The organism is Zobellia sp. 1_MG-2023 (assembly GCF_030549125.1).
Lineage (GTDB): Bacteria > Bacteroidota > Bacteroidia > Flavobacteriales > Flavobacteriaceae > Zobellia > Zobellia russellii.
The window spans coordinates 251,551-264,182 of record NZ_JAUOSY010000003.1; the positions used below are offsets into that span (position 1 = coordinate 251,551).

15 protein-coding genes are annotated in these 12,632 nt (G+C 39.1%); 11 read left to right on the forward strand and 4 right to left on the reverse strand.

Annotated elements, in window-relative coordinates; genetic code table 11:
- The first annotated feature begins 128 nt into the window (after nt 1-128).
- The 3 genes from Q4597_RS08415 (at nt 129) to Q4597_RS08425 (ending at nt 3,394) form a co-directional block, all read left to right on the forward strand.
- Nucleotides 129-1,556 (forward strand): L-serine ammonia-lyase, encoded by a 1,428-nt coding sequence (locus tag Q4597_RS08415; RefSeq protein WP_303405805.1) that lies wholly within the window; start codon nt 129-131, stop codon nt 1,554-1,556.
- Between the two features lie 142 nt (nt 1,557-1,698).
- Nucleotides 1,699-2,490, forward strand: coding sequence for a DUF3050 domain-containing protein (locus Q4597_RS08420; protein ID WP_303405806.1), 792 nt, complete (start codon nt 1,699-1,701; stop codon nt 2,488-2,490).
- A gap of 106 nt (nt 2,491-2,596) precedes the next feature.
- Nucleotides 2,597-3,394, forward strand: a complete 798-nt coding sequence (locus tag Q4597_RS08425) for a DNA/RNA non-specific endonuclease (protein ID WP_303405807.1) — start codon at nt 2,597-2,599, stop codon at nt 3,392-3,394.
- Nucleotides 3,395-3,456: 62 nt separating this feature from the next.
- Here the strand turns inward: Q4597_RS08425 and Q4597_RS08430 are convergent, their stop codons facing one another.
- Both Q4597_RS08430 and Q4597_RS08435 read right to left on the reverse strand, forming a co-directional pair.
- On the reverse strand, nt 3,457-4,389 hold the full coding sequence (locus Q4597_RS08430) for a DUF1080 domain-containing protein (RefSeq protein ID WP_303405808.1): 933 nt from the start codon (nt 4,387-4,389) through the stop codon (nt 3,457-3,459).
- Between the two features lie 147 nt (nt 4,390-4,536).
- On the reverse strand, nt 4,537-5,406 hold the full coding sequence (locus Q4597_RS08435) for a cation diffusion facilitator family transporter (protein ID WP_289040673.1): 870 nt from the start codon (nt 5,404-5,406) through the stop codon (nt 4,537-4,539).
- Between the two features lie 170 nt (nt 5,407-5,576).
- On the opposite strand from Q4597_RS08435, the gene Q4597_RS08440 reads away from it, so the two are divergent.
- Complete coding sequence (locus tag Q4597_RS08440) at nt 5,577-7,043, forward strand: Gfo/Idh/MocA family protein (protein WP_303405809.1); 1,467 nt, start codon at nt 5,577-5,579, stop codon at nt 7,041-7,043.
- 49 nt (nt 7,044-7,092) lie between these two features.
- Here the strand turns inward: Q4597_RS08440 and Q4597_RS08445 are convergent, their stop codons facing one another.
- Complete coding sequence (locus Q4597_RS08445) at nt 7,093-7,551, reverse strand: nuclear transport factor 2 family protein (protein WP_303405811.1); 459 nt, start codon at nt 7,549-7,551, stop codon at nt 7,093-7,095.
- 147 nt (nt 7,552-7,698) lie between these two features.
- Here Q4597_RS08445 and panB point away from each other — a divergent pair, with 147 nt between their 5' ends.
- The 7 genes from panB to Q4597_RS08480 all read left to right on the forward strand — a co-directional run bounded on the left by panB (nt 7,699) and on the right by Q4597_RS08480 (nt 11,729).
- Entirely contained in the window at nt 7,699-8,517 is an 819-nt protein-coding gene (panB, locus tag Q4597_RS08450) for a 3-methyl-2-oxobutanoate hydroxymethyltransferase (RefSeq protein ID WP_289040129.1), read from the forward strand.
- Nucleotides 8,518-8,549: 32 nt separating this feature from the next.
- Entirely contained in the window at nt 8,550-9,248 is a 699-nt protein-coding gene (locus Q4597_RS08455; protein WP_303405812.1) for an RluA family pseudouridine synthase, read from the forward strand.
- A gap of 33 nt (nt 9,249-9,281) precedes the next feature.
- The gene (locus tag Q4597_RS08460; RefSeq protein ID WP_303405814.1) at nt 9,282-9,824 is read left to right on the forward strand and encodes a DUF4252 domain-containing protein; all 543 of its coding nucleotides are present in this window, start codon (nt 9,282-9,284) and stop codon (nt 9,822-9,824) included.
- Nucleotides 9,825-10,016: 192 nt separating this feature from the next.
- On the forward strand, nt 10,017-10,607 hold the full coding sequence (locus Q4597_RS08465; RefSeq protein ID WP_303405816.1) for a TetR/AcrR family transcriptional regulator: 591 nt from the start codon (nt 10,017-10,019) through the stop codon (nt 10,605-10,607).
- A gap of 70 nt (nt 10,608-10,677) precedes the next feature.
- Nucleotides 10,678-11,136, forward strand: coding sequence for a hypothetical protein (locus tag Q4597_RS08470; protein WP_303405817.1), 459 nt, complete (start codon nt 10,678-10,680; stop codon nt 11,134-11,136).
- 2 nt (nt 11,137-11,138) lie between these two features.
- The gene (locus Q4597_RS08475) at nt 11,139-11,447 is read left to right on the forward strand and encodes a DUF3817 domain-containing protein (RefSeq protein WP_303405818.1); all 309 of its coding nucleotides are present in this window, start codon (nt 11,139-11,141) and stop codon (nt 11,445-11,447) included.
- A gap of 72 nt (nt 11,448-11,519) precedes the next feature.
- On the forward strand, nt 11,520-11,729 hold the full coding sequence (locus Q4597_RS08480) for a hypothetical protein (protein WP_303405819.1): 210 nt from the start codon (nt 11,520-11,522) through the stop codon (nt 11,727-11,729).
- Between the two features lie 36 nt (nt 11,730-11,765).
- Here the strand turns inward: Q4597_RS08480 and Q4597_RS08485 are convergent, their stop codons facing one another.
- Entirely contained in the window at nt 11,766-12,629 is an 864-nt protein-coding gene (locus Q4597_RS08485) for a DMT family transporter (protein ID WP_303405820.1), read from the reverse strand.
- Nucleotides 12,630-12,632 lie beyond the last annotated feature (3 nt).

A 12,632-nucleotide genomic window follows, 5' to 3' on the forward strand; every position in this document is an offset into this window, starting at 1 on the left:
CCGACAACTTAGGGCAAAAAAGCAACAATTGACTTAAACGGGTATTGCTATTTCTTAAGTTTTTGGCTTCCCGTTTTTGACTTTGCCAGAAGCATGCTTTATCTATCTTTACACCATAAATTAAGTTTATGGAGTCCATCAGTATTTTTGATATGCTTAAGATCGGTGTAGGCCCTTCTAGTTCCCATACCTTAGGTCCGTGGCGAGCTGCCGAACGTTGGATTAGCGAACTACGGTCTGCGCAAATCTTTGATGAGGTTATTGCCGTAAAAGTACATATGTACGGCTCTCTCTCCCTAACAGGCAAGGGGCACGCTACGGACTATGCCGTAATGCTGGGTCTATCCGGCACCGATCCTGTTAAAATTCCTGTTGATACCATTCACTCCATTATATCGCACATACAGGAAAACAATGTATTAAACTTTGGGGCATGTAAAGAAATTCCCTTCCACCCTAAAACCGATATTATATTCCATAAAAAATTTCTAGAATTTCATGCCAACGGACTTCAGTTTGAGGCTACCTTAAAATCGGGTAAAACTAAAAAGAACACGTATTATTCTATAGGAGGCGGATTTGTAGTTGTTAAAGAACGAAAAAATGCCAAACGCAACATAGCTACTTTTGACAGTTTTCCTTTTCCAATTCAAAAAGGCTCCGAACTTTTGGCATACTGTGCAAGCGAAAACAAAAGTATTTCAGAAATAGTACAGGAAAATGAACGCTCCTTACGTGATGATGCCCAAATAGATCAAAAGTTAAATGATGTTTGGCAAACCATGTTGGAATGTATGTACATTGGCTGTCATACCGAAGGTAAATTACCCGGGGGACTAAACGTTACCCGTCGTGCTTTTGAGCTCAACAAAAATTTATTGGGAGATTCTACCACTTATAATTCTCCCCAATCTTGGTTAAACACCATTCGCAATACAGAAGTTAAATTCCGCCAAATCCTAAAATGGGTAAGTTGTTTTGCTTTAGCGGTCAATGAAGTAAATGCTTCGTTGGGGCGCGTGGTAACAGCTCCCACCAATGGTAGTGCAGGAGTCATTCCCGCGGTTCTTATGTATTATATGGTGATAGAAAACCATGAGGCCCATTTTGAGCACGTCAAAAAATTTCTGTTCGTAGCCGGTGAAATTGGCAGCATTTTTAAAAAAGGCGCTACCATTTCTGCAGCAATGGGTGGATGTCAAGCAGAAATTGGTGTTTCTAGTGCCATGGCGGCAGGTGCTCTTACTGAATTACTTGGCGGCTCACCAGAGCAAGTCCTTATGGCGGCCGAAATTGCCATGGAACATCATCTTGGCCTAACTTGCGACCCCATAGGCGGACTCGTACAAATACCCTGTATAGAGCGCAATAGTATGGGCGCCATAAAAGCCATTAACGCCGCAGAGTTAGCATTAGTCTCAGACCCTAAAGATGCTAAGGTTCCGCTGGACAAGGTAGTTGAAACCATGTGGGCTACGGCAAAAGACATGAGCTCCAAATACAAAGAAACTTCGGAAGGCGGACTCGCAGTGGGTATCAACATGAGTGATTGCTAATACCTGTACCAATGTTTAATATGTCAAACATTTATTTAAAAAGTAGTGTAATTCTTTCTAAAATATAAGATTATTCCTATTTTAATCATATCTATTATACTCATGATATTTAGCCCCAGAGCTAATAAAACAAACAGAACCAATGTATCAAATTGAATTTATTGAAAATGAAATCCGCGATTTACGAAATCAACTTCAAAATCACCCCCTTTACAATAACCTCAACAGTATAGAAGATATTAGAACCTTTACTGAAAACCATGTGTATGCGGTTTGGGACTTCATGTCGCTGCTAAAGTCCCTTCAGATATCATTGACCAATGTTAGTATTCCATGGACCCCCAGTGCCAATCCTGTGTTAGCACGGTTTATTAATGAAATAGTACATGGTGAAGAAAGTGATATAAACGAATTAGGAGAGCCTAAAAGTCATTTTGAGATGTATTTGGAAGCTATGCAGCAATTAGGAGCTGACATTTCAAAATCCAAAACTTTTATTCGCCATCTAGAACAAGGGGTTACGGTAAACGACGCATTGCAAAAAATAGACATTCCCAAAAAGGTAGCGGATTTTGTTCGTTTCTCATTTGAGACTATCGCTACCGGAAAACCGCATTTAGTAGCATCTGCATTTACGTTTGGCAGGGAAGATGTTATACCGGATATGTTTATGGAAGTTTTAAAAAGTGCCGATGCAGAAAACAAAGAATACAACAAGTTTGTATACTACCTAGAAAGACATATTGAGCTAGATGGTGATGAACATGGCCCACTCTCCTTGCAAATGGTATCCGAACTTTGCGGACATGACGAACAAAAATGGCAAGAAACATTGTCCGTAGCCAAAGAAGCCCTGAATAATCGCATAAAACTATGGGATGCTATTGACGAAGCTATAACAAGAAATAAAACCGCATTAAAAAACAGTTTGTAAGGACGTAAGCTTACGTAAAAACAAACATAATTTAAAACGTAGAATAACCACTCAACTACTAAAGTTTTGCATTTTTGATGTCTTAATCTTAGTAACACACCTATTTATGGCTTTTGATAGTAATTTTTTGAACACCCCTATACATCCTCCAAAGTTAAATAACATAGATGCTGCTTATCAATTGGAAGGCTCTGAAATAGTAGATTACACCCATTTTTCTTTGGCGTTAAGTAGACGCACCAAATTTGCTATTTGGGTGGCATGGAATATAGATGGCAGAAACCTTAAAAAAGTCCCCCGAAAGGGTGCAAGCTTTTTTGAGGATTCAAGAATACCATCAGAGAACCAAGCAGGAAACCAATTGTACAAAAGCAATCCTTTAGATCGTGGCCACCTTGCCCGTAGAGTGGATTTAAACTGGGGCAGTTATGCCGAGGCGAAAAAAGCCAACTCTGATTCTTTTGTTTTCACCAATATAGCGCCACAAATGGACAGTTTTAACCAAAGTGGAAAAGGCGGTGTTTGGGGAGAACTTGAAAATTCCCTGTACGATCAAACAGAAATGGATCGGTCTCGTGTTAGCATTATTGGTGGGTGTATTTTTAATGAGGATGACCGTGAATACCGAGGTTATAAAATCCCTTCGGAATTCTACAAAACCATTATGTACGAAGAGAACGGAAAGCTAAAGACCAAATCATTTATATTGACGCAAGATTTAAGCAGGTTGTCCTTTCTAGATTTGGAAGCGTTTAAAACGTACGAAGTGGCTCCGTCAGAAATTGAAGCCAAATGCGACTTTACTTTTGACGAGGCTATTCACCAAGCCAATGAATTTGATTTAAATTCTATTATAACAACGGAACGTAAGCCTTTGACACTTTCTTCCGAAATTAACTGGTAGCAATACAAAAACGCCTACTGCTCAAAGGCGGTAGGCGTTTTCTAAGTATTCTTATTGAAGCACTACTCTACTCTTGGAGTTACCTCAAACTTTCTGAACATTATAGGACCGTGATCTCCTTGAATTAAAAACGGACCCGGCTCTCCTTCCTTACTATCTAGCGCCCCACCGGTTATTCCTGGAATATTTTGATCGTTTATAATCGTTTTTCCGTTTGCCACAATGGTCACACGACGGCCAATTAACGTAATATCATACGTTTGCCACTCACTGGCATCATTAGCCGCCATTTCATTTGGGGTCAGAAAGCCGTAGATACCTCCAAACAATACACTTGAAGGGTCAGAACTCTTATCATCCGTAATCTGCACTTCGTAACGTCCTCTTAGATAAATACCGCTATTACTTCCAGATGGCACTTTAAATTCTGCATGTAATTTAAAGTCCTTGAACTTTTCTTCGGACACCAAGTTGGCACCAGACTTTGGACTGGACAGAATACCATCTTCAACTAGCCACTGGTTTTCCCCCATTGCTTTCCATCCGCTTAAATCCTTACCGTTAAAAAGCTCTTTGGTCTTACCCCATTTGGCTTTTGCTACGTAATCTAATTTTGGTGCCCTAACGGCGGTCCAACTATAAGGTTGCCCATCCGTATAAATCATAGTTCCCTTAAGACCTTCGCCATCCAAAGCTCCGGTAAAGGTCATATCCGTTCCTTCCGGCTCCCATTGCTTAGGTATAACAAAACTAAAAACATCATTATTTACCACTACTTCCGAAATTGGTCTTGCACTACCAAATGCATACACAAAACGACCTACCAAAGTATTTGTTCCGGAATGGGTAATCTCTAGCCACGAGGGAAGCTGGGTTCCATCCTTTTCAATTACCAAATCCCACTTTCCTTCTAATGGGTTTTCATCTTGCGCTTGTAACACATTTCCTGTCCACAGTAATAAAACTGTAGCTGCCATCATTAATCTTGACTTCATTTTCATTAATTGAGTTGTTTTTAGATTGGTCCGGTTAGCTGAGGTCCCCGTTACCAATTCTGAATTAGTATAAGGTGCTAAATTTATAGATTATTTTTAATTCGGTAGCAGTTCCTCAGATGAAGTTGGGTGATTTTCAACTTCATCTTATTCATGTGGCTCAATATGAATTAATACATGGCCCAAATTTGGTATTTCTGATTTTAAATGGTCCTTTAGGTTATGGGCAATTTCATGTCCGTCCTTTACGGAAATAGTAGCATTTACCCTAGCGTGCAAATCTACATGGTATTTCATTCCCGCTTTTCTAATGTAACATTTTTCAGTATCCAGCACTCCGCTCACTTCCATAGATTTTTCTCGGACCCTAACCAATATGTCATCATATAATTGCTCGTCCATAATCTCACCAAGTGCAGGTCTAAAAATCAAATAGCTATTGTAAAGAATAAATGCCGAAGCCAGCAAAGCTGCCCAATCATCCGCAGTTTCGTACCCCTTACCAAAAATAATAGCTATTGAGATTCCAATAAAGGCCATTATAGAAGTTACGGCATCGCTTCTATGGTGCCAAGCATCGGCTTTTAAAGAAGAGCTATGGGTCTCTTTACTTTTCTTGATAACCAAACGATATAGAATTTCTTTCCATAAAATTATACCCGCTAAAACTATAAGTGTCCACGCTTTTGGAACCTTATGGGGTGTTTGTATGTTCTGTATACTCTCATAGGCAATAATGGTTGCCGAAGTCACTAAAAAGGCTACCACCCCAAAAGTAATTAAGGGCTCAATTTTACCATGACCGTACGGATGGTTGGAATCTGCCGGGCGTTTTGCGTACTTAAAACCCAATAAAACTAGAGCCGAAGAAAAAATATCCGTAGTAGACTCTATGGCATCGGCAATTAAAGCATAAGAGTTTCCAAAAATACCGGCAAGCCCTTTTATAAGTGCTAAAACCACATTCCCAAAAATACTAAGATAGGTGGTGCGTATGCCAATTTGCTCGTTGGTCATCATTGCTTTTTAGGTTACTCGTCATGTAAATTTTAAAGGTAGCAAATACATATGGTTCACCTTGTATTTGCTTAACTGATACCTCTACTATTATGAAGTTTTAACTTTTCTTCAAAGTGGGGGAAATTTAAGTAACTTTAGAAGCCTTTCACAACTAAAACCAAAAATTAATGGCACACAAAAAAAACAACTCCTCAACCAGTTCAAGAAGATCCTTTATTAAAAAAGGAGCAATCGCATCCTCAATTTTCATTGTCCCCAGGCACGTTTTGGGCGGTGTGGGCTACTTGGCCCCAAGCGACCGTTTAAACCTTGCTGCCATTGGCGCAGGGGGCAAAGGTTCTAGCGATATTTTTAATGCCTCCGTAAACGGCCGCGAAAAAGTAGCTGCTTTATGTGATGTAGATTTTGGCGGTTCTGCCAAAAAATCCGTAGAAAATTTTCCAAAGGCGAAGCTCTATGCCGATTACCGCAAAATGTTGGATAAAGAAAAGGGTATTGATGCTGTTACCATTTCTACACCTGATCACATTCACGGCCCAGCTGCAGCGTATGCTATGGAAAGAGGCATACATGTCTACGTACAGAAACCCATGACGCATAACATACGCGAGGCGCGAATCCTGACCCAAATGGCACGGGACAACAAAATTGTAAGTCAGATGGGAAACCAAGGAGGTTCCAATCCGCTTTTAGGTATGGTTCAAAAATGGATAGATGATGACGCTATTGGTGCCGTATCCAAAGTCCAGGTATGGACCAATCGTCCTGTATGGCCGCAAGGTGGTGCCATGCAAGCTCCCGACCCAAGTTTAAAACCGGATAGCCTAGATTGGAATCTTTGGCTAGGCCCGGCGCCTGAAAAACCTTATACGCCCAACTTGCACCCTTTTAGCTGGAGAGGTTGGTGGGATTATGGTACTGGAGCCTTAGGTGATGTAGGTTGTCATTTGATAGATATTCCGTTTAGAACATTAGGATTAAAGTATCCTACGGATGCCGAGGCCAGTGTTAGTTCTGTATATTCACAAATGTGGAATGCGGATTATCACCCTGAAGGTTGCCCAGCTTCCTCGTTCATTACACTTCATTTTGATGCCACGGAAAAAACTAAAACCCCAATTGAAATGACCTGGAACGATGGTGGAATTAGACCTTCGCACCCAGATATTATACCGGCCAATAATGACATAGGTGGACCAGGAAGCTATAATGGAGTTCTTATCATTGGAGAAAAAGGAATTATCTCTACCAACATAAACGATAGTAGTCCGCTTACTCCAAAATTATACTTGAACGATGGTACAACTGATTTTGGTCCTGAAACTGAGCCTAACGAAGAACCTGAATACGGACATCAGCGCAAGTGGGTAGATGCCTGTAAAGCCGGTTTTGGCAGTGAAGAACATAAAGGTTTAACTTCCTCTTTCGATTATGCCGGTCCTATGACTGAAACCGTTCTTATGGGGAACTTGGCCATTAGAAGCTATTTGTTGAGAAAAGAAGACAGTGCCGGCAAAATGGATTTCTATGCCCGGAAAAAACTTTTATGGGACGGCGAAAACATGCGCATTACCAATCTAGAAGAAGCCAACCAATTTGTAGGCAGAACCTACCGTGATGGCTGGAAAGTTTAAATTGACACCTTGTAAAGATTGAAAAAGGCGGGTTTAACAATCCGCCCTTTTATTTACAATTTTCCTTTCTCCTAGTATCTATAATGTAGATTATTTTCCAATCTTTCTCGTTCTCTTTTACCAATTGAAAAGAGTTGACCCCACAATGATGAAACGCACCATCAATTTTAAAGATATAAGGCGTCCAAGCATTAGCCATTGGACCATCTATTTGAATGGAATAATCAGTTATAACCTCTTCAAATTTTGTGCTTTCGGGAATACTGACTATCGATTTTAAAAAATCTGAAAACTCTTGGGTCTTTACTAATGGGTTTCCTTTTTCATCCGTTGCAATGGTTTGCATGATTACGGTATTGGAAACTGTATTTTTAATTTGAACCGAATCTTGTTGATGAAATCCATCAAAAAAAGCTTCAATGGTCTTCTTAATGGCTATTTCTTCTGTTTCCTGAGCAGAAACGGACAATGAGAAAAGGCAGAATAGTATTTTAAAAATGTTTTTCATCGCTATCTGTTTTATCAAACTTAATAAATATTCCATTTAGTACTAGCAAGTTACCCACCCTTATACCTCTATATACTAGAAGGCAACGGCGTTTAGCCTCTAAACCCAACATTTTCCTTACATTTATCCCACCAAAACAAAACTACTATGTCAACGGCAAAGAAAGAATATAAGAGAGTAACGGTAAAGTCTTTAGTGGACATGAAAAAGCACGGCGAAAAAATATCTATGCTTACGGCATATGATTATTCTATGGCCAAGATTGTAGATTCTGCCAATGTAGATGTTATTCTTGTAGGTGATTCCGCAAGTAACGTTATGGCGGGCCACGAAACTACCCTGCCTATTACCTTGGACCAAATGATTTATCATGCTACTTCGGTTATTCGTGCTATAGAAAGAGCTTTGGTGGTTGTGGATATTCCTTTTGGGAGTTACCAGAGCGATCCTAAAGAAGCACTCCGCTCAGCTATTAGAATTATGAAAGAAAGTGGTGCACATGCCGTAAAACTAGAAGGTGGGATAGAAATTAAAGAATCCGTAAAGAGAATATTGAATGCGGGCATACCGGTTATGGGCCACTTAGGGCTTACACCGCAGTCCATTTATAAGTTTGGCACCTATACGGTTCGCGCCAAAGAAGAAGAGGAAGCTGAAAAATTAATAGAAGATGCCAAACTCCTTGAGAAACTAGGGTGTTTTGCTATTGTTCTGGAAAAGATTCCGGCAGCATTGACCAAAAAAGTTTCCGAAAGTATTTCTATTCCTACCATTGGTATTGGCGGTGGTAAGCATGCAGATGGACAAGTACTTGTAATTCATGATTTGCTAGGTATGACCCATGAGTTTAACCCAAGGTTTTTACGCCGTTATATGAATCTCTATGAAGAAATGGGAAGTGCCATTTCGCAATATGTTACCGATGTAAAGAATAGGGATTTCCCTAACGATGACGAGCAATATTAAGTCCGTTTTACCAACTCTAATTATTTGCTCCAGTGGCCAAAAAAGTTATTTCCGACCCCAAAAATCTATTGGTACTATCCGAAGACAATCATCTGATTGCCATAAACAAGCGGCCGGGAGATATTGTGCAGGGCGATAAGACCGGGGATATGCCGCTTAGCGAGGTGGTTAAACTGTATATAAAGGAAAAGTACAATAAGCCGGGGAATGTTTATTTAGGTGTGGCCCATAGGCTAGACCGCCCCACTTCGGGTATTGTGGTCTTTTCAAAAACGTCAAAGGCCCTACCCCGTCTAAACAAATTGTTTGCCGAAAAAGAAGCAAAAAAGACCTATTGGGCCATCGTAAAAAATGCACCTAACAAAAGCCAAGATACCCTTACACATTGGTTGAAGCGTAATCCTAAACAAAACAAATCCTACGCCCATTCCAAAGAGGTTCCGGATAGCAAAAAAGCGGTTCTAGAGTATAAAGTGATAAAAAAACTGGATCGTTATTTCCTTCTTGAAATAGATTTACATACCGGTCGCCATCATCAAATAAGGGCGCAATTGGCCGCTATAGGTTGTCCTATAAAAGGAGATTTAAAATACGGTTTTGACCGAAGCAATCCCAATGCCAGTATTCATTTGCACGCCCGTAAACTAAAGTTTGTGCATCCAGTAAAAAAAGAAGCTTTAGAAATAGTGGCCCCGCCCCCTAATGACCCAGTTTGGAACGCTTGTTGTTAAAAACAGTATATTTAACTGTATAAACACAAGACCATGATCAGAAGAACACTAATCCTTTGCAGTCTTGTACTGCTTGCCTCATGCGGTACTTATAATTCAATAGACACTTTCTACAACGCCCACAAAGAAGATGACCATGTAACGGCCGTACGGGTACCCCGCTTTATGCTCTCGCTCATTAGTGGCATCTCTCCCGAAATGAAATCCCTTGTTGGCAATACCAAAGATTTGCGTTACATGTCTTTTCCCAGCACAACTGCTGCGAAAACCGAATTTTTAAACAAACAAATGAACGGCATAACGGGTAGTTCTTTTATTGAAGTATACCGAAAAAACGATGAACTAAAGCGTAATGTGGTAAGCATACGTGAAAAAAGAGATGCCGTCAAAGAAATCCTGATTTATAATAACAATAATCAAAATGGCTCTTTTCTATATTTTAACGGGAACTTTGACCCGGTAAAAGTGCGTCAAATGGCGCAGAACGAAGAATTTCAAAAACTGGGAGATGGACTTATCAACCAATATCAGGGTGGAAATTTTACTCCTGGCATCAACCAAGAAAAAAGTAATTAAATAGCTTAGAGTCGATTTTATTTATAAGCCATGAATAGAATAGTTAATTTCCAACAGGAATAAGGTTAGCTTTCTATTTATCATTTACAGACTTAGACTTGAATGCATTCTAAAAAACGCTCGTAAGGAAATCTATTCTTATGAGCGTTTTTTTTTGGTTACTTTGCAGAATCATACTAATTAGTATCTTTTATGGGCAAAGCATCAAATACACGCAACACTATCCTTCAAAAGGCCTTTCAACTTATTTATAAAAAAGGGTACCAAACCACCAGTATTGATGAAATAATTGCTACCACACAAGTTACTAAAGGTGCCTTCTACTACCATTTCAAAACAAAAGATGAAATGGGAATAGCAATTATAAACGAAATCGTTAAGCCGGAGATACAGTCGGCATTTCTAGCCCCGTTGCAAAATTCCAAAGACCCAACAGAAGGTATTTATGCTTTAATAAAATCTCTTTTGCTGGAAACCCCTTTCTTACAATTTGAAAATGGCTGTCCCATAAGCAACTTAGCCCAAGAGATGACACCATGGAACCCTAAATTTTCCGAAGCACTTAATGAATTGGTAATGGAATGGCAAACAAGTCTAGAAAATAGCATACAAATGGGAATTGACAGCGGAGCTTTATCTGTAAACGCAAACTCAAAACAGGTAGCCCATTTTATACTATCTGGCTATTGGGGCGTTCGTAACTTGGGAAAAATATTTAACAGTGCAGACATTTATCATTCTTATTTAGAAGAACTTAAAACATATTTAGACCACCTGAAATAACTTAGATAAACAAAAACATACTATGTAGTATGTTTTTTATTAGATTTGCATTGATTTTAATGAAACACCAATGTATCAATCGCTCCTGTACTATCATTCTATCATACGATGGTTTGTTCTTGCTTCTCTAATCATCTCTATTTTTAAGGCCTGTAGGGGTTATTTTCAAAACTTAAAATTCTCCAAACTTGATAATCTCATTAGACATTGGACGGCGACAATTGCTCACCTTCAACTTGTAATCGGCCTTATTCTATACTCCCAAAGTCCTATCATAAAATATTTTTGGAAGAATTTAGATGAAGCCGTAAACAACCTTGAAGCCCTATTTTATAGCTTATTGCACATGATTCTCATGTTATCTGCAATAATCTTCATTACTATTGGTTCTGCTATGGCAAAACGAAAACCAACGGATAAAGAAAAATTCCGGACCATTCTCATCTGGTTCCTAATTGCCCTATGTATCATATGTATTGCCATCCCATGGCCATTTTCACCATTAGCAAACAGACCATATATCAGATAATTATGAAGAATTTACTTAACTCAAAAGTGGGTCGTTTACGTATAATTGGCTTCATAGAAGGCATTTCACTTTTGGTGCTTATTTTCATTGCTGCACCTATGAAACATTATTTTAACGAACCAAGTCTAACAAAATCATTAGGCCCTATTCACGGTGCTATTTTTATGCTCTTTGTTATAAATACCTTAAGCGTTGGAATTGAGCAAAATTGGAAATTCCGAACCACGACATGGAAAGTAATTTTAGCCTGTTTTATTCCATTCGGCACTTTCTATATTGATAATAAAATCCTTAGCAAACTGCAACCGTGAGTTCCTTTCTGATTCTTGCTTATTCTTAAATCAGTTATTATTTACTCAAACCGGCCTATTAAATTTTAAAATATGGTACACGTTTTTAAAACGAGCGTTCAAAACAAAAACCAAGTCGCCAACTTAAAACCGTATTTAGACGTTTTATTTGGCGAATCTCACTGGAATTTTGATCTAGAGGATTGCGATAGTATTCTTCGCATAGAGAGCAAAAACTGCTCAAACAAAACCGTTATAGATTTATTGAAAATTCAGAATTTCAACTGTAAGGAACTCGAATAAATATGATTAACATCCTTCGTTTCTTTACTGGAAAACTTACCTGTACGACCGGACACTCTCCACGATAACCGAGGTAAGTATCAAACATCCACCTATAACGGTAGACCATGCCGGGATTTCCGATAGAACCAAAGCACCGATTAGGATTCCATAAACTGGTTGAATACTACTCAAAATACTAATAGTGGTAATAGAAAAGTATTTAAAACAATTTACGAACATAGTATGACCAAAGACCGTAGTCACTACCGCCAATCCTAGGAGTCCCGCCCATTGGCCAGGTATAGCTTCTAGTTCGTAATAAAAAAAAGCTGGCGCAAGCATTAAACAAATTATTGCCATTTGATACACCATTAAAACCGATCCTGGATAAGTATCTACCTGTTTCTTTAGTATTAAATTACGGACGGCGTAGCACAGTGCAGAAAACACACCAAAACCAATGGCCACGGTATAACTATTCTCAAAACTAAAATCAGGCACCAAAAAATAGATGCCACAAAGCACCAAAATACCCAACAACAAATGCATTTTCTGAAACCTTGTCTTAAGAAACAGGGGCTCTAGAAAAGCGGTAATCACAGGATACGTAAATAATGAAAGCATACCTATGGCCACATTGGATTTTTGTAAAGCCATAAAATAAGCCAACCAATACACCCCCATAAGGACTCCGCTTACTAGTACTGGCATCCTATCTTTACTACTCAACCCAAATGAAATTCCCTTTAAGCGACAATAGAGAAACAATAGCAGAAGTGCTATTAAAGATCTAATACCAATGGTTATAGGTACTGGCAGCTCTATAAACCTACCTAAAGGACCAGAAGTACTTAATAGTACCATGGCCAAGTTAATTTCCAGAAAGTTTTTGATGTTAAAAGAAGTATTGGACCCCAAATG